General features: G+C 38.3%; 16 protein-coding genes. 12 read left to right on the forward strand and 4 right to left on the reverse strand.

Going from position 1 to position 18,502, the window contains the following annotated elements:
• From dnaA to AC3FI7_RS00020, 4 genes are all read left to right on the forward strand, one after another.
• On the forward strand, window positions 1-1,455 hold the full coding sequence (dnaA, locus tag AC3FI7_RS00005) for a chromosomal replication initiator protein DnaA (RefSeq protein WP_002980474.1): 1,455 nt from the start codon (window positions 1-3) through the stop codon (window positions 1,453-1,455).
• A 102-nt stretch (window positions 1,456-1,557) separates the two neighbouring features.
• A complete protein-coding gene (locus tag AC3FI7_RS00010; protein WP_491461074.1) occupies window positions 1,558-2,016 on the forward strand; it encodes a low molecular weight protein-tyrosine-phosphatase in 459 nt (152 codons plus the stop codon).
• On the forward strand, window positions 2,013-2,513 hold the full coding sequence (locus tag AC3FI7_RS00015) for a Cif family virulence factor (protein WP_491461075.1): 501 nt from the start codon (window positions 2,013-2,015) through the stop codon (window positions 2,511-2,513). Before AC3FI7_RS00010 ends, AC3FI7_RS00015 begins: the two co-directional genes overlap by 4 nt.
• 4 nt (window positions 2,514-2,517) lie before the next feature.
• Window positions 2,518-3,216, forward strand: a complete 699-nt coding sequence (locus AC3FI7_RS00020; RefSeq protein ID WP_142725656.1) for an SAM-dependent methyltransferase — start codon at window positions 2,518-2,520, stop codon at window positions 3,214-3,216.
• A gap of 198 nt (window positions 3,217-3,414) precedes the next feature.
• Here AC3FI7_RS00020 and AC3FI7_RS00025 read toward each other — a convergent pair whose 3' ends face one another.
• Window positions 3,415-4,296 carry a DUF4349 domain-containing protein gene (locus AC3FI7_RS00025; RefSeq protein ID WP_343657710.1) on the reverse strand — a complete coding sequence of 294 codons (882 nt, stop codon included), beginning with the start codon at window positions 4,294-4,296 and terminating at the stop codon, window positions 3,415-3,417.
• Between the two features lie 139 nt (window positions 4,297-4,435).
• Here AC3FI7_RS00025 and AC3FI7_RS00030 point away from each other — a divergent pair, with 139 nt between their 5' ends.
• Entirely contained in the window at window positions 4,436-5,503 is a 1,068-nt protein-coding gene (locus AC3FI7_RS00030; protein ID WP_343657711.1) for a DUF2891 domain-containing protein, read from the forward strand.
• Here AC3FI7_RS00030 and AC3FI7_RS00035 read toward each other — a convergent pair.
• A complete protein-coding gene (locus tag AC3FI7_RS00035) occupies window positions 5,500-5,973 on the reverse strand; it encodes an Mpo1 family 2-hydroxy fatty acid dioxygenase (RefSeq protein WP_491461076.1) in 474 nt (157 codons plus the stop codon). The genes AC3FI7_RS00030 and AC3FI7_RS00035 overlap by 4 nt on opposite strands.
• Window positions 5,974-6,047: 74 nt before the next feature.
• Between AC3FI7_RS00035 and AC3FI7_RS00040 the strand changes: the two genes are divergently transcribed.
• The 7 genes from AC3FI7_RS00040 (at window position 6,048) to AC3FI7_RS00070 (ending at window position 15,434) form a co-directional block, all read left to right on the forward strand.
• The gene (locus AC3FI7_RS00040; RefSeq protein ID WP_343657713.1) at window positions 6,048-6,893 is read left to right on the forward strand and encodes a helix-turn-helix domain-containing protein; all 846 of its coding nucleotides are present in this window, start codon (window positions 6,048-6,050) and stop codon (window positions 6,891-6,893) included.
• 89 nt (window positions 6,894-6,982) lie between these two features.
• A complete protein-coding gene (locus AC3FI7_RS00045; protein WP_491461077.1) occupies window positions 6,983-8,293 on the forward strand; it encodes a TolC family protein in 1,311 nt (436 codons plus the stop codon).
• Between the two features lie 22 nt (window positions 8,294-8,315).
• Window positions 8,316-9,434 (forward strand): HlyD family secretion protein, encoded by a 1,119-nt coding sequence (locus tag AC3FI7_RS00050; protein ID WP_491461078.1) that lies wholly within the window; start codon window positions 8,316-8,318, stop codon window positions 9,432-9,434.
• A gap of 102 nt (window positions 9,435-9,536) precedes the next feature.
• Complete coding sequence (locus AC3FI7_RS00055; RefSeq protein ID WP_491461079.1) at window positions 9,537-11,129, forward strand: MFS transporter; 1,593 nt, start codon at window positions 9,537-9,539, stop codon at window positions 11,127-11,129.
• A 291-nt stretch (window positions 11,130-11,420) separates the two neighbouring features.
• Window positions 11,421-13,631, forward strand: coding sequence for a TonB-dependent receptor (locus AC3FI7_RS00060; RefSeq protein WP_491461080.1), 2,211 nt, complete (start codon window positions 11,421-11,423; stop codon window positions 13,629-13,631).
• Window positions 13,632-13,735: 104 nt separating this feature from the next.
• Complete coding sequence (locus AC3FI7_RS00065) at window positions 13,736-14,548, forward strand: siderophore-interacting protein (protein WP_142725665.1); 813 nt, start codon at window positions 13,736-13,738, stop codon at window positions 14,546-14,548.
• 181 nt (window positions 14,549-14,729) lie between these two features.
• Entirely contained in the window at window positions 14,730-15,434 is a 705-nt protein-coding gene (locus AC3FI7_RS00070; RefSeq protein ID WP_491461081.1) for a class I SAM-dependent methyltransferase, read from the forward strand.
• A 195-nt stretch (window positions 15,435-15,629) separates the two neighbouring features.
• Here AC3FI7_RS00070 and AC3FI7_RS00075 read toward each other — a convergent pair whose 3' ends face one another.
• Both AC3FI7_RS00075 and metG read right to left on the reverse strand, forming a co-directional pair.
• Window positions 15,630-16,295 carry a hypothetical protein gene (locus AC3FI7_RS00075; protein ID WP_491461082.1) on the reverse strand — a complete coding sequence of 222 codons (666 nt, stop codon included), beginning with the start codon at window positions 16,293-16,295 and terminating at the stop codon, window positions 15,630-15,632.
• Between the two features lie 64 nt (window positions 16,296-16,359).
• On the reverse strand, window positions 16,360-18,399 hold the full coding sequence (gene metG / locus AC3FI7_RS00080; protein ID WP_491461083.1) for a methionine--tRNA ligase: 2,040 nt from the start codon (window positions 18,397-18,399) through the stop codon (window positions 16,360-16,362).
• Between the last annotated feature and the right edge of the window lie 103 nt (window positions 18,400-18,502).

Raw genomic sequence — 18,502 nt, forward strand, 5'->3', positions numbered from 1 at the left:
ATGGATGACAATTTAATGATGATATGGCAGAAATGCCTTCAGTTTATGCGTGATAACCTGAACGCAGCTGAAGACAATTCTGACCTTAAAAAACTTGAAAAATCTTTCGATATGTTATTCGATAAGGTTCAGCCGCTTTCATTAGTAGCGAATAACCTTACGCTGATCGTACCGAGCGATTTTTACAAGGAATATATAGAGGACAATTACCTGTCCTTACTTTCTGCTGCCCTGAAGAAAAATATTGGAAAAGGAGTGAAATTATGGTATTCTGTAATGGAAAACAGACCGAAAGGGGAAGAAAAGCCAGTTACCATGAACATCAAGGGACAAAGCGTTCCCACTCCGAAAACACAGGAAACAATGCCACAAGGATTCTCTGCTAATATTGTAAATCCTTTTGTAGTTCCTGGAATAAGAAAAGTAAATATAGATTCTAACCTGAAGCCTGACTATTCATTTGATAGTTATGTAGAGGGGGAAAGCAATAAATTTGCAGCGACTGTAGCCAGATCCATAGCAAAGAGACCCGGAGCAACAGCTTTCAACCCGTTATTTTTATATGGAGGGTATGGAGTTGGAAAAACCCACTTAGGACAGGCTGTAGGGCTTGAAGTAAAAAATCAGTTTCCGGATAAAGTAGTTCTTTATTTATCATCTGAAAAATTTATCCAGCAGTTCATCTCTGCAGCCAAAGCACACAAGCAGACTGAATTTGCCAATTTCTACCAGATGGTAGATGTATTAATCATTGATGATATCCAGTTCTTATCAGGAAAATCAGCGACTCAGGACAGCTTCTTCCATATTTTTGATCACCTGCATCAGAACGGAAAGCAGATTATCCTGACGTCAGATAAAGCGCCTGCAGATATTATGGATATCCAGGACAGAATTGTTTCCCGTTTCAAATGGGGACTTTCTGCAGAAATTAAATCTCCGGACCTGTCTACAAGAAGACAGATCATTGAAGATAAACTAAGCAGAGATGGAATTGTTCTTCCGGGAGATATGCTGGACTTCCTTGCTGCTGAAGCAAAAACAAACGTAAGAGAACTGATCGGGGTGATCAACTCGGTGATCGCTTACTCTACAGTATATAAGAGAGATCTTAGCCTGGAATTACTGAAAGAAACCATCAACAGAATTGCTGCCAACCAGAAAAAAGTTATCAATATTCCTTATATCCAGGAAGTAGTTTGTGACTATTTTGGAATCAAAAAAGAACAGCTGCTTTCAAAAACAAGAAAAAGAGAGATCGCATTACCAAGACAGCTGGCAATGTACTTCTCCAAAGAATTTACCAATTCTACATTTACTAAAATCGGTGAAGAAATGGGAGGGAAAGATCACTCGACGGTAATGTATGCTTGTGATACCATCAAAGACGTATCAAAAATTGATAAAGAAATCAAGAAATACGTCAAAGACCTTACTGAAAGAATCAAACAATAAATAGTGTTAAGCTGAAAAATAAATTGAAATGAAGGATAGTTTTATTCTTCATTTTTTATTTAGTTTTGTCGTGACAAAAGATCCTTTTTAAATAGTGAGCATATGAAAATACTAATGGTTTGTCTGGGAAATATATGCAGAAGTCCTCTGGCAGAAGGAATTATGAAAACAAAAATACCGGATCATTATAGGGTAGATTCAGCAGGAACCATTTCAATGCATGAAGGAGAGCATCCTGATAAAAGAGCCATTAAAACTGCTGCCAATCATCATATTGATATATCTCAACAAAGATCAAGGCCTATTACAAGGAGAGATTTTGAAATCTTTGATAAGATTTACTGCATGGATATTGACGTGTTTGAAGATGTCGTTTCTAGAACTAAAAATGAAGGAGAGCGTCAGAAAGTATCTTTGTTTTTAGAAGCATTGGGAGATCATCAAAATGCTGAGGTCCCGGATCCATATTGGGGAGACATGAAAGATTTTGAAAACGTCTTTCAGCTTTTGGATAAAGGGTGCAATGCTATTAAGAACAATATTCTAAAATATGAATCATGAAAAAACTGCTGTTATTGCTTTTATTAAGCTTTAATTTTTCTTTCTCCCAAACTAAAGATGAAACAGAGATCCGTAAAGTAATGGATGACTTTATGGGATGCATTAAATCCAGAGACGAAGCCAGGTATCTTTCTTTATTCCAGGAGCCTGTACTGTGGACCGGAATTTACAAAGACAGAACGCAGGCTAAGCGTCTGGAGAAAAATCCTAAAGCAGATTACTACTTTGCAGACGACTATAAAGCTTTCATCAAAAGCTTTAAAGATGATAAATCTGAAGAAAAATTTGATAACATTAAGATCATAGAAGACGGATCAATTGCTTCTGCTAATTTTGATTACAGCTTTTGGTATGATGGCAAAATGGAAAACTGGGGAAAGGAGATCTGGACACTGATGAAGATCAACGGAACCTGGAAAATCACCTCGGTTACCTTCTCTATGGATCCGACCAAATATTTCCCACAACCTTCACTTAACGAAAGAACTAAAAAATAATACAATGCTTTTTTTACTCCCTGCTTACTTATCAGAAAATACTTCTATCAACCACTTTTCACCTGTCCTGAAGGACTATATCATGCAGACTGACTACTTCTTTGTAGAAAATGAAAAAACAGCGAGAAAGGTTGTTAAATTTTTTGCTCCTGAAAAAAAGCAGGCTGATCTGAAGTTATTTCTGCTGGATAAATACACAGAAAATGCAGATATTAAAGAAGCTCAGGAACTGATGCTGAAAGGGCAGGACTTCGGACTGCTGTCAGAAGCCGGGCTGCCTTGTATTGCAGATCCCGGAAACCTGATCGTAAAATGGTGTCACGAGAAAAATATCAGAGTGATCCCGATATCTGGGCCATCATCTATTATCCTGGCTTTGATTTCCAGTGGTTTCAACGGGCAGGAATTTACTTTCCATGGCTATCTTCCCATAGATAAAGGAGAGAAAAAGAAACAGATTATGAATCTTGAAAGCCTTGTTCAGAAAACAGGATATTCACAGATTTTCATGGAAACACCTTACCGGAATAATCAGCTTTTTGAAGATTTGTGCAAATTTTTGTCACCAAATACCAGGCTTTGTATTGCAGCCAATATCAACGATCCGGAACATGAGTTTATCAGGACGAAAACAATTAAAGACTGGCAGAAACAGAAACCGGAACTTCATAAAATTCCTGCAGTATTTGTACTGGGGAAATAGGAGGTATAGGAAAAATATAAATTATTCCTTATCCTTTCGTTATTCACAATTGGATCTTTTTATATTAAAAAAATATTTAACAGCTATTAACGCAGCTGTTGCATTATTCTTGATTTTCAATACAGAACTGGAAACAGTATAAATTGTTGATAATGCAGTAAAAATCCGGGCATCGAAGATGCCCGGATTTTTAATAAATTAATTTTGAACTTTTTTCTTTGATTTCCATTTTCTCCAAAGAAAAACGATCATAGGAATGATCAAAAAGAATGGCCATAGTGAAACGATTCCCAGCAGGAAGCTCACAAAACTGTTCCATCCTTCCGTCAGAGAATCTATAAACCGGCTTCCGAAGCCAATTTTAGAGGTGGCCGAACTTCTCACTTTCTCTTTATATAGGCTTAAATTCAGAGTGCTGTAATTCACCCTGTCATCAATGAAGCGAAGCCTGCCTTCAGCAATGTCTATCTCATCTTCCAGCTCACGGATATTTTCCTGAATTTCCAGCATATCTTTTGTGGTAGCAGCACTTTTGAGCATATTACGGTACTTTTCAAGATAGATTTTTTTGTTGGCCAGCTTTATGGCTACATCAGTATATTCCTCTGTGACATCATTGGAGGAAATATTTTTAGACAAAACAGATCCTACACCATCCGAAAAAGAATTGATCAGTGCATCAAAATTTTTATGAGGTACACGAATGATCAAAGTAAGGTTATCATCCATATCCGTATTTTGAAATTCTTCTTTCTGGATATAAGCATTATTTTTTCTGATGATCTCATTGACCTGATTTTGTGCTTTCTTAATATCACCTACCTGAATCTTCATATCACCGTTTTTGATGATTTTTTTAGAAATCGTATCCGTTTTCTTAGATGTATAGACTTCTTTATTGGAATCATTTTCATCGGAGGCTGTTTTCTCAGAAATAAGAGGTGCCGGGGAAGATAATGCTGTAATTTTGTCTTCAGGAACAACTTCCATCAGATCAGCTTTTGCTTCATATTTATTATTGCCGGATTTACTGCAGTTGATAAGCAGAATGCAGGATAAAAGGAGAATAATATTTTTCATAGACTTAGTTTCTGATGATATCATCAAAAATTGTGCTTAAAAATTGATCATACTGTAAATGGGTCAGAATTCAGAACAAAAGCTTTTAAAACCGATTGGAAAAATTGCTGAAACTGTAAATTATTTCTATTTTTAATTCATGAAAAAAAGTCTTTTAGCATTCGCATTTTTTCCATTTCTGATGTACGCGCAGGAAGTTCCAAAACTTACAGATGAGATGGCAATGAAGTTATCTGATAAGCCTCTTCACTGTATCAACCAGGAATATCCTAATAAAACTGCACATATTATCAATAATGCAGGTGAAGTTCCTTTAACGCCTAAAGATCTTCACCCCAGCTTTTATGGCTGTTTTGATTGGCATAGCTCTGTTCATGGGCATTGGATGCTGACAAGACTTTTGAAAACAAAACCTAATCTGTCTAGTGCCAAAGAAATTGAAAAAATTCTGGATGAATCATTTCAAAAAGAAAAGCTGCAGACAGAAGCAGATTACTTTACAAAATATCAGTTAACCGGAACCTTTGAAAGAACCTATGGCTGGGCTTGGATTTTAAAGTTGGATGAAGAATTGACCAACTGGGACCACCCGAAAGCCAAAATATGGCATCAGAACCTGAAACCACTTACGGATCAGATCCTGAAGTCCTGGAAAACATATCTTCCAAAGCAAACTTATCCCAACAGGACCGGAGTTCATCCGAATACCGCTTTTGCCATGGCTTTCGCTATAGATTGGGCAAGAGCCAATAAAGATAAAGAGTTTGAAAATCAGCTGATGGAAAAAGCAAAGTACTTTTTCTTAAAAGATCAGAAAACACCTGCCTATCTGGAGCCGGATGGCTCGGATTTCTTTTCCCCGAGTCTGGAAATTGCAGATCTGATGCGAAGAGTGCTTCCTCAAAAAGAATTTGTACAGTGGCTGAACGCTTTCTATGAAAAAAGGAGTCTGGAAAATATTGAAAAAATCCCGGTGGTAAGTGACTTGAGTGATTACCAAACGGTTCATCTGGTAGGATTATCATTTTCCAAAGCATGGTGTATGAAAGGAATTTCAAATGCTCTGCCTGCTAATCATCCATTAAAAAAGACTTTCAGAAAAACAGCAGATGTATTTCTTGCTAACGGATTACCGCTGCTTTTCCAGGGGAATTATGGAGGAGACCATTGGCTGGCAAGTTTTGCAGTATATGCCCTGGAAGATTAGTATCTGACTCCTGTTTTTTTAAGAATAAACCCTAAAAGCCATATTGGTCCTATCAGAAGGAACTGGATATCTTTGAGGAAAGAAGGTTTTTTCCCTTCAATTTTGTGACCTATAAACTGGAAAATCCAGGTAACAACAAATACAGAAAGATAAATGATCCATGACTGTTTCCCTGAACTGATATTGGCAAGGTAAATAAAATGTTCCATGACAAGCATTACAATTAGCATTATCATTGCGATCAAAAAAGAAAGTCTTATATAGAAGAATGTAATCAGAATCATCACAATAAGGCTTATGATACTGATACATCCGAAATAGGAAGCACAAAAATGAGGAGCCGGAACCAGAGACACAAAGCCCAGGATGGTCCAGAAAATCAGAGGGACACAAATCCAGTGAATGAACTTGTTGGTGGCATTTCTATGGCTTTTACTGTATTCGGCAAATAATAGATCAACCTTTCTCATATTGACAGGAAATTGGATTGGCGCTAAAATAATAAAATTTTGTAATCACTGGTAAGATTGCTTACATTTGTCTTATGTCTGCCTTAGAAAAGTTCGGAGTTGATATTTTTACGGAACACAACATTTTCGAGCGAATAGCTGTTGGTAAGCCTTTTCGTCCTGATAATCCTGCTTTTATTTTTATTAAATCCGGAACAATAAAACTGCGTCAGCATTTCAGTGATCTGGAAGTTTCTGCCAATATGTTTATGGTAACTGACCCACAGACTATCTATGAAGTGGTGGGAGTGACTGATGATTTTCAGTCGAGAATGGTTTCTTATAAAAGGGAATTTATTTCGGCGCTGTCATTGAAATTTAACCGCCTGATTACGTATCGGTATTTCCGGCAGCAGATGAATAAAGGAGTCCCTTTTCCTGAGGATGAAATGGAAGTGGTCTGGAAAAGTGTCAATTTTCTGAAGTATATTCTGGATTCTGAGACCGATATGCTTTATAAGAAAGAGATGGTGGAACACCTTTTCTCTGTTTTCTGCTATCAGATGGCGGGAATCATCTCAAAAGAAGACAACAGTTCCATGAGTCAGATGTCCAGACAGGAGGAAATTGTATTTGTATTTCTTACGGACCTTGCCGAGCATCACCTTACAGAAAGAACCGTTGAGTTTTATGCCGAACGGCAGTCAATTACAACCAGACATCTTTCTTCCGTGGTAAAGGCCATCACGGGTAAATCTGCAAGTCAGATCATTGCTTTAATTGTGATCAATGAGGCTAAAGTTCTCTTAAACTCTTCCAATAAACCGGTTTCGGAGGTTTCATCTATCCTCGGATTCAGTGATCAATACTCATTTTCTCACTTTTTTAAGAAGCATCTGGAAGTAAGTCCTACGCAGTACAGACATCAGTTTGAAAACTGAAATCTTACATTTGAACATCTTTTTCCAAAAATCAAACATTTGATTGATTTTGTTGTTGACCTAACTTTGCATCTGTAAAACAAGGTAAAATGACAAAGAAAATAAAAACAGCACTATCTTTTCTGATAGCAGCTTTTCCTGCGCTGTTTTTTTCACAGCAGATCAGGCAGATGACCGCAGGTGAGGTGGCGGACCTTGCTGTTCATAATCATCAGCAGCTCAAAGTTTCTGCCCAGAACATTGATATTGCAAAGCAAAATACAAGTGTTGTTAAGCTTCAGAAACTTCCCACAATCACTGCCTCTACAAGTCAGTTCTATTTAGGAGATGCAGTAGCAATTGATAAAGATTTTTCAAATTCCACTAAAATTCCGATGCCGCATTACGGGAGTTCATATGCGGTTCAGGCAACACAGCTGATTTTTAAAGGGGGATTGGTGAATAAGTCTATTGAAATGGCGGGACTTCGGGAGCAGCTTTCCGAGCTTGATCTGGAGAAAAATAAGCAGGACGTTAAATTTTTGGTGATTTCCAATTATCTGGATGTTTATAAAATTATCAACCAGGAAGAGGTATTTCAGAATAACAAAAAACTGGCTCAGGAACGTCTTAAAAATATCCAGAAGTTCTATCAGCAGGGCATGGTAACCAGGAATGAGGTGATTCGCGGGGAATTGGCCATCAAAAATCTTGACCAGGGAATTTTAACCCTTTCAAACAATAAAAAAATCCTTAATTATAATTTAAGTATTGCTCTGGGTTTATCCTCAGACACCGAAATTATTCCAACAGAAAGTTTAGAGAACAAAGAATCGGGAATAGGTATAGATTATTATATGAATCTTGCCCATGAGAGCAATCCGGTACTGAAATCGGCTCAAAAAAATATTGCGGTGGCAGATAAGAATATCGAGATCATCAAAACGGATAATGCCCCTACCGTTGCGGGGTTCGGTGGATATACGCTGCAAAGACCGATCACAACAAGAAATCCTGTTTTGGATATGTATTCAGGAGGCTGGCAGACCGGAGTTTCTTTAAGCTATAATATAGATGCCCTTTATAAAACAAAAGAAAAAGTGAAATTAGGAGTGCTGCAAAAGAATCAGGCGAATGATGCGATGACTCTGGTACAGCAGAATGTGGATATGGGAGTGAATGCAGCTTATACAAAATATCAGGAAGCCATTCAGCAGGCAGACATTCTGAATGACTCCAAAAGACTGGCGGAAGAAAACTATAAGATTACAGAAGCCAAATACCTGAACCAATTGGCTGTACAGGCAGAAATGATTGATGCACAGAACCAGAAACTACAGTCGGAGCTTGATTATGCCAATGCTGAAATCAATGTTTTGTATCAGTATTACAACCTTTTGAAATCTACAGGAACACTTTAATTTAAAACTGAAAATCAACACAATGGAAAACAAGGAACAAACCACTCAAAATACAACACCACATCCGGCAACATCTGCTGCAGAAAATAAGAAAAAGAAAAATAAAACCAATAAGATCAGAGCGATTATTTCCAATATCGTCGTTTTTCTGGTGATCGGTTTCGGATTATTCTGGTTAATTCGTGAATATTTCCATATCGGAAACAAAACTTATACGGAAGCGGCGCAGGTAGAGGAATTTATCAATCCTATCAATACAAGGGTTTCGGCCTACATCAAAGAAATTAAGTTTATTGAACATCAGCATGTAAAAAAGGGAGATACGCTGGTCATACTGGATGATCGTGAAATTCTTACCCAGCTGGGACAGGCAGAAGCAGCTTATCAGAATGCGATGGCTCAAAAAACAGCTACAAGTTCTTCTGTGAATACAGTTTCCAACAATATCAACGTCATGCAGTCTAATATTGCAGGGGCAAAAGCAAGATTGTGGAATGCAGAGCAGAATTTAAACCGATACAAAAATCTTTTGGCTGCCGAAGCTGTAACCAGACAACAGTATGATCAGGTAAAAACAGAATATGATGCACAAAAGGCTGCTTATGAAACCTTAGTAAATCAAAAGCAGTCTGCAAATCTTTCTACAACCGAGGTGAAAAGCAGACTGGGAATTAATGATGCTGAAATTAAAAGAACGAAATCAGCTCTGGATATGGCGAAAATTAATCTTTCATATACAGTAATTACCGCACCTTACGATGGAGTAATGGGTAGAAGAACTATTTCTGAAGGACAATTGATCCAGCCTGGACAACAGGTTGCCACCATCGTACTGAATGGCCAGAAATGGGTAACAGCCAACTTCCTGGAAAGCCAGATGCCGAATATCAAAGTAGGAGAAAAAATTTCCATGACAGCAGATGCTTTAGGCGGGAAGAAATTCGAAGGCGTAGTAACAGCTGTTTCTGCTGCTACCGGTTCACGATATTCAAGTGTGCCTACAGATAATTCTACCGGAAACTTTATTAAAGTACAGCAGAGAATACCTGTAAGAATAGAGTTTACAGCTTCCAACAAAAAAGAAGATCTGGATAAACTGAGCGCCGGAATGAATATGAATGTGAATATTAATAAAGACTAAAAGAAGGAAGATATCGGATTCCAGACAATATGTGTAAGGAAAGCTTAGGTTGAATGTTGGAAGTCTGCCATCTGATATCTGAAATCTATTACCTAAAAAATCATGTACAACAAAGGATTATATAGTGACTGGGTGCCGAAACCCGTACAGCTGCTGCTGATTGTATTACTGCTTGCTGTGGTAATGCCTATTGGTGGGGTATATACTGGGAATATCAGTTCTCTGGTAAGCGGTACCGGTGCCATGACAGAATATTTTATGTGGGCAAACTACGCTACAACCATCGGGATGGGAGCCTGTATGCCTGTTGTTCTCAGAATCAAAATGAGATTCAAAGTAAGAGACAAGATGGTTTTGCTTCTGGTGCTTTTAGGACTGCTCAGTTATGTGAACGGGACTACCTTACAACCAATGATCTTCATATTTACTTCTTTAATGATAGGCTTTATGAAGATGATGGTCACCATAGAGCTGTTTCTGCCATTAATGGTGATGATTGGAAACCGCGGTGTATTTTATGGCGCTTTCTATACGTTTGTTCTTGTCATGAATCAAGTGGCTACGTATTATGCTGCAGAGTTCGCTCTTCTTTATAACTGGCAGCAGTTTTACCTGTTCACGGCAGTTTTATGTTTTATTTTAGCTTTGATACACTGGATTTTTATGCATAACAAATATTTTGCGTTAAAAGTTCCCCTTCATTATATCGATTGGTTAAGTATTTTGCTTTTCATTTCAACTTTTATGTTTTCGGCTTATGTTTATTCATTTGGAAGACAGCAGGATTGGTTCAACTCAAAGAATATCATGAATACAAGTATTGCAGCTTTTGTCAGTTTTGCACTGCTTTCCATCCGTCAGTTAACCTTAAAACGGCCATACCTTTCATTCAAAATTTTTACAAAGAATAATGTGCAGCACGGATTATTTATGCTTTTCTGGCTGGGAATGTTTTTAGGAACTGCTTCTATTCAGAATACTTTTGCGGTAGGCGTATTGGGGTATGACCAATTAACCAATACCAGGTTGAGTTTATTGATGATTCCCGGAATTATCCTGGCTGGAGTTCTGGCAATTTTCTGGTTCAAAAAAGAAAAACCATTGAAAATGTATATTTTTTCCGGTTTTGCGGCCATGGTTGGATATGCTATTATCATGTATTTTTCTATGGTACTGGAGTTCAGTTATGACAACTGGTACCTGCCGATGTTCTTAAAAGGCTACGGAATGTGTTCACTGTTTATTTCCGTATGGTTTTATACGCTGGATAAGCTTGAAATGGATGAAATGCTGGCAGCTATCGGACTTGTTCTGGTTTGGAGAACTTTCCTCGCTGTAGGAATCTTTTCAACCCTGTACTCTTGGTTTCAGTACCGTTTTCAGGTAACAGCAATTGGAGATCTTGCTGTTTATATGGACGGAATGACGGTTACTCCTCAGAATGTAGCCGCCAATATGAAAGCCATTCAGCTTAATGCTATTATCATAGCCACCAAAAAGATATTCGGGTATATTATTTTGATAGGGTTGGGAGTATTGATGTATGTTGCTACCCATCATTTTGGCGCAAAACGTTTCCAGTATTTCAGATTTGTGAGAGTTCTTGGCGGTAAATCTGTTATTGCAAGAAGGAGACTTCGTGAAAGAAAAAAATTATTGGAAGAAATAAAAGATGCAGCTGGCCCTGCAGTATAAAAGATAACCTTGTTTTTCACCGTAAAATCCTGGTCCTTGGTTGGGCTGGGATTTTACAATTGCAGCAGGGAGCCGGAGGCTGGAATTGGCAAGTGATGAAAGACGCTTTATCGCCTTTGTATATCTTTATCTCAAAAGAAGTTATATGAATTACAGATCATCATTAACTTCCAGCTCCCTTTTTCCTGTCTATAGCTTTTTATAAAAGGTGAAAAATTTCATAGTTTCTTATTTTTATTCTTTCTAAATAAGAATTATCTTTGCGGCATTATAAAACGTTGAATAGAAATAATGAAAAAGCAGTATGCGTTCATAGGTCTTTTAGCTTCTGGATTCTTATTTTCCCAGACCGTTAAAGATTCTATAGCCTCTAAAGGTATTGATGATGTGGTAATCGTAGCTTCCAGAAAACCTACAAAAATCTCTGAAGTTCCTGGAACAGTTTGGGTGGTGCAGAAAGAAAAGATTCAGGAACAGGCCAAAAGCGGAGTTCCTATCAAAGAAATGCTGTCAATACTGATTCCCTCGATGGATATTGGCCCGCAGGGAAGAACCAATTATGGACAGAATATGAGAGGGCGTTCAGCTCTTGTGATGATTGACGGAGTTTCTCTGAACAGTATCCGCGCTATAAGCCGCCAGCTGGATGCCATTGATCCTTTTAATATCGAAAGAATTGAAGTGCTTTCAGGAGCGAGTTCAATTTATGGAGGTAACGCTACCGGTGGGATTATCAATATTATTACAAAGACCCCTTCCAAAAAAGGAATCAGTGGTGAAACAGAATTGGGGGTACGTACAGGATTTATGGGAAAAGATGACCATGATTTCCGTGCTGCCCAATCTATCGCGGCAAAAGGAGATAAGTTCTTCGGAAGACTGGGAGTAGCCTATCAGCAGAATGGAGGGGTATACGGAGCAGATCAGAAGCAGCTTTTTACAGATATTACACAAACAGACCTTCAGTATAACCAGTCTATAGACATCCTTGCCACAGGAGGATATCAGTTTAACAATAAACATAAAATAACAGCCTCCGTTCAGTATTACAATTCTAAATTTAACGGTGACAGGAGTTTATTTCTTGGCCAAAACCTGAGTGCTTTCACTGCAAAAAATGCTTCATTGCTCGAAATGAGAGATGGTTTCTCATCCGATAAAAATGTAGGAACAGAGCGTTATATGGCAACGGTAGCTTATAACGGGAACGGAATTTTAGGCGGACAGGATTTATATGTACAATTGGCAACCCGAGGTGAAAAATTAGGATTCTATCCATTTCCGGGGAATGTTACTTTACAGACAGGAAAAATCCCTTACATGTCCTCTTCACAGCAGGATACTTACTATTCCGGAATTAAAGCTTTATTGTCCAAATCATGGCGTGGACTGAATGTAACCTATGGAGCAGACTTTGATTTTGAAAAATTTGAAGGAGCGCAGTCCGTTTATGATATTACGAAAACCATGGCCAGTGGAGGTTTAGTTAATGAAACAAAATACAGTCTGGGAAGATATCCTACCAATCATTCACAGAGTTATGCAGGATATGTTCAGGCTAAATACAACATTCTTCCAAAACTACAGTTGAATGCAGGAATCCGTTATCAGCATATCAATGTAAAAATGGATGATTTTGTAGGTTCAGAACAGCAAACACAGGTTGCCATGGGCTATGGAAGTTCAGCATCTGCAATTCCGGGTGGTGAAAGTTCTTATAATGTAACATTGGCCAATGCCGGATTGTTATACAAATTCAATGAGCAGCATCAGGTCTGGGGAACCTTTTCCCAGGGAGCAAGTTTGGCAGATCCAGCTAAATTTTATGGAATTGGACAATATAAACTGGTGGGGACAAACTGGGATGTCGTATCCAGTATCAATGTAAAGGAACAGCCTTTACAGGCTATCAAAACGAATCAGTTTGAGGTAGGATATCGTGTCAACAGAGGTGGTTTAAGAGCGCAGGTTGCCGGGTTCCTGAGTAATTCTGACAAAACCGTTGCCGTAGATAAAAAGACCTTCCAGATCCTTGTCAATGATTTGAAATTAAGGAATATGGGAATTGAAGCTGAGGTTTCTTATTCCTTAAATAATGGAGTGTATTTTGGGGCAAGCGGACTTTTGATCAAGTCTGAGGTAGATAATAAGGGAGAGTGGCAGAAACAGGAGATTTACAATGCTTCTCCTTCAAAACTGGTAACCTATATCGGGTATAATATTCAGAACTGGTCATTCAGATTCCAGTCTTTGCAGAACTTCAAACAGAAAGACGAGCTTAATAATGTGGTGGAAGGCTATAATACTTCCGATTTGATGATAGGTTACAGATTCCATTTTGGAAAATTCAATTTAGGAATCCAGAATATATTTAATACAGATTATCAGACGATATGGAGCAAACGTTCCCAGGTTCTTTATTCTACTTACGGACTTCCGGAATTGTTTAATTATAAAGGAAGAGGAAGAACATTCAATCTTTCTTACACTTTTGAATTTTAAAAAATAAGATGAAGGTAAAAATGCCTTGATCTGAAAACATATTGTATTTCAAATCCGGTTTCTGAATCAATCGGAAACCGGATTTTAACTTTAAAAAATCAGTTATGGCTAAAATTTCAACAGGGCAGATTGTTGCCGAAGTCACCAGAAAAGAATACATTACTGACCATTTTATCAGAGTGTATTTGTACTCACCGGAAGTTCATTTGTTCAAAAATACGATTGTGGGAGATAATAATAAGATCGCAGTTCCTCCGGCTGGTTTGAATGAAATTCATTTCCCTACGCTGGATGAAAATCATCAATGGGTGTATCCGCCTAAAGAAGTCGCTCCATCCATCAGAACTTATACCCACAGAGGAATTGACCTGGAAAAAAATGAACTGATCATCGATTTTGTAGACCATGGAGATGGCGGTCCTGCTTCCAGATGGGTAAGAGAAGCTGAAGCAGGTTCAAAGCTTGGTGTGATGATGCGTCTGGAAGGAAAGGAATTGTATCCGGCGGCTGATTGGTATTTGCTGGCCGGTGATGCTACTGCCATTCCGGTGATCAGCGCTATTCTGGAAACACTTCCTGAAACAGCAAAAGGAATCTGTATTATTGAAGTTCATGGAAAAGAAGACGAACAGCTGCTTGAAACCAAAGCACAGATTGATTTTAAGTGGCTGCACAATGCGCAACCTCAGGTCAGCAGTGAAATTGCCCATGCGGTAAAAAGCATTGAGATCCCTGAAACTTCAAAATTCGGTTACGTTGCCTGTGAGTTTTCAAGTGTAAAAGAAATCCGTACCTATCTGAGAAAAGAGAAAAACTGGACTTCCCAGGAACTATATGCTTATTCTTACTGGAAAGCAGGTGTAGCAGAGAACGAATCTCAGGCGGACAGACATAAGGAGAAGGAATCTATGGAGTAGAAAGCAGGGGTTTTGAGTTTGAGAGTTTGAGAGTTTGAGGGTTTGAGAGTTCAAGGTTCAAGGTTCAAGGTTTAAAGTTGTAAGTACACCACACCTCTTACCCCGAAACCCGCACCTCGCAAACCCGTAACATTCAACCAAAAACTTTGAACTTTGAACACTGAACTATTATCTTTGCACTATGAAAGATTTAATGGGCAGAGCGATCTGGGATTATTATCATAATGAAAATCCTGAAGATCTGCAGACTGAAACGTCAATTTCCGAGCTGGATGAGCTTCCGGTGGATTACTTATTCAGAGATTTTGAAGAAATGAATGATATAGAGCAGAAAGCATTGCATTTATCCGAAGGAAAGGTTCTGGATATTGGTGCAGGGGCCGGTTCTCATTCGTTGTACCTTCAGAATGAAAAAAATCTTGATGTGACTGCATTGGATATTTCACCCAAATCTGTTGAGGTTTGTAAGTTGAGGGGAATTAAAAAAGCGGTTTGTGAAAATATGCTTGATTTTTCCAGCGAAACATTTGATACGATCTTATTGCTGATGAACGGTACCGGGGTTTTTGAAAGCCTGGCAAAAATTGATACCTATCTTCAGAAGCTGCATACTTTATTAAACGACGAAGGACAGATCCTGATCGACAGTACAGATATCCTTTATATGTTTGACCGTGATAAAGATGGTGGAGTATACATTCCTGCAGGTGGCTATTACGGAGAACTGGATTATGTGGTTCATTATAAAGGAGAATCCGAAGAACCGATTACCTGGCTGTATCTTGACTTTAATACTTTGAAGAATGCTGCCACAAATAATGGTTTTAAAATAGAAAGAGTTTTGAAGGATGAAGATTCTTACCTTGCAAAGCTGATCAAGAAATAATTACGACAACAAGTCATTGCCAGCTGAAAGCGGAGCAATCTCAACAAATAGTACATTGTCATTCTGTGAATAGGATGGCAACTTTTGTTTTTTCGTACTTCTTCTAGCCCCGATAGAAACGGTTACCCCACAGCATGCGGTTGGCTCTTTGACAGGGGCGAGGAGTAAAAGTGGATAGCGGGAACAAGCTCCTAATTATTGTCTGAATATATTGATAACCCTTGCCAGCGGATAAAATGAAAACCACTCCTGAAAATAAAAATACATAACAACTGCAGTTCCGGCACATAAGAGCACAGGGAAAATATAAGATTCCGCGCGATAAGGAAGTTTTTTCGGAGTGGCTAAAACACTGATGACAAGTAAACCTAAAGCTCCTATGGCAACGACTCCAATTTCGGGACTGTATCTGGAAGTGGTACCAAAGTCAAAATGGGAAAGCAGAACATATCTTTGAAACATAAAAACAAGAAAACCAAAAGCCAATGTAAAAATGGCAGGAAAGAATTTCTTGAGTTTGATTAAATTAAGCGTGAGCAGAATAGCCCCGGGAATCGTACTGAAGAGAACACTGCTGACAAAAATAGTCATTCGTGAATAAAGCCTGACGGCCTCCGGATCTTCTGTAATATGGTCTTTCCAGGTTTCTACCTCTTCTGAACGTTTTGCTTCCTCTTCTTCTTCTTTATGCTGAATCAATTGCTTAACGGCTGTTTTTTCCATTTCACTGAAAACACGGCCTCTTTCTTCCAGAATTTCAAAAGCTGCCTGAACGGCCTCCGGAACAAAGCGGTTGCCTTCTTTTAAATATCCCTCTAGTTCCTGATTGGAAAGTCTTCTTAAAAGATTTTTATTGACCATAAGCTGTCTATAAAAGAAAGGCTGCTTCTCGTGAAACAGCCTGTTATCTTTATAAGGATTTTAATTATCCGATCTCGATACCGTTCTCAACATTGCTGTCATCCGGTGTTACGAAAGATAATTTTCCGTCTGGTTTTGTTGTCAATAATAACATTCCCTGAGACTCAATTCCTCTGATTTTTCTTGGGGCAAGGTTCAGAAGGATCATTACCTGCTTACCGATCACCTCTTCAGGTGTGAAACTTTCCGCAATCCCGGAAACAACAGTTCTTACATCTACTCCTGTATCTACAGTAAGTTTTAGTAATTTATCTGCTTTTTCTACTTTTTCAGCTTCAATAATGGTTGCTGTTCTAAGATCTATTTTAGTAAAGTCATCAAACGTGATCTCCTCTTTCATTGGGTTTGCGTTAGGGTTTGTTTTTTTATTGTTTTGTTTTGTGTTTTCCAGCTTTTGGATCTGAGCTTCTATGACATCGTCTGAAATCTGAGAGAATAAAATTGGAGCATTAGCCATGATTGGATGACCTGCTTCAATTAATACTTTTGAGTTTTCAATTTCAGTCCATCCTTTTTGCTCAACATTAAAAATTTCATATAGCTTTTGAGCTGTAAAAGGCAAGAATGGTTCAGCTAAATTTGCTAGAGCAACTGAAATCTGAGCTCCAATAAATAATGTATTCTTGGTTTTCTCAAGATCATTTTTAACAGTTTTCCAAGGTTCTTCATTCTGCAAATATTGGTTTCCAAATCTTGCAAGATTCATGAATGCTGTTAAAGCATTTCTGAATTCATAATTTTCAAGGAAATTTCTAATTTCAACAGCTCTTTTACTGATTTCTTCTAATTCAGGAGCATTGACATCTCCTACTGGAACTTTCCCTTCAAAATTTTTATTAATTAGTACAGCAACACGATTGATGAAGTTACCAAAAATGTTAGCTAATTCAGAATTATTCTTAGTCTGGAAATCTTTCCATGTAAAGTTATTATCCTTTGTTTCCGGAGCAGATGAAAGAAGTGCATATCTTAAAACATCCTGCTGCCCAGGGAAATCTTCCACATATTCATGAGCCCATACTGCCCAGTTTCTTGACGTTGAGATTTTATCATTCTCAAGGTTCAGGAATTCAAAAGCAGGAACATTAGCCGGCATGATGTAATCACCGTGCGCCTTCATCATTGAAGGGAAAATAATACAGTGGAATACAATATTATCCTTTCCGATAAAGTGTACCAGGTCACTGTCTTCACTCTGCCAGTAATCTTTCCAGTCTTTTCCGTTTTTCTCTGCCCACTCTTTGGTGAAAGAGATATACCCGATAGGAGCATCAAACCACACATATAGTACTTTTCCTTCAGCATTCGGAAGCGGAACCGGAACACCCCAGTTCAGGTCTCTGGTCATGGCACGAGGCTTAAGACCGTCATTCAGCCATGATTTAACCTGTCCGTATACGTTAGGTTTCCAGTCATCTTTATGGCCTTCAATGATCCATTCGTTTAAGAAATCTTCATATTCATTTAATGGGAGATACCAGTTTTTCGTTTCTTTTAGGATAGGAACATTTCCGCTAAGCATTGATTTCGGATTGATCAGCTCAGAAGGGGAAAGGGTAGTACCGCATTTCTCACACTGGTCTCCGTAAGCATTTTCATTACCACAGTTAGGGCATGTTCCTACAATATAGCGGTCAGCAAGGAATTCTCCTGCCTGTTCATCAAAATACTGCTCAGAAACTTCCTCTGTGAATTTTCCTTTTTCATATAAAACCTTAAAGAAATCCTGGCTGGTTTCATAATGTTTTTTAGACGTGGTTCTTGAATATTCATCAAATGAAATTCCAAGGTCAGAAAAAGACTTTTTGATGATTTCGTGATATTTGTCAACGATATCCTGAGGAGTTACTCCTTCTTTTTTAGCTCTTATGGTAATAGGAATGCCGTGCTCATCCGAACCACAGATAAACGCTACATCTTTTCCTAATCTTCTCTGAAATCTTGCGTAAACATCCGCAGGAATATAAACACCTGCCAAATGTCCTATATGAACCGGTCCGTTTGCATAAGGCAAAGCTGCCGTAATCATCTTTCTGTTTGACATTTATAGTAAAGTTTTAACTGCAAAGATAAGGAATATCTGTTGAATACCGCTATTGGAGGTATTATTATGATGCAGAATGCGGTTTTCAGAGGCTGAACATGAA

Source organism: Chryseobacterium sp. TQ-BC-N36, from assembly GCF_058382295.1.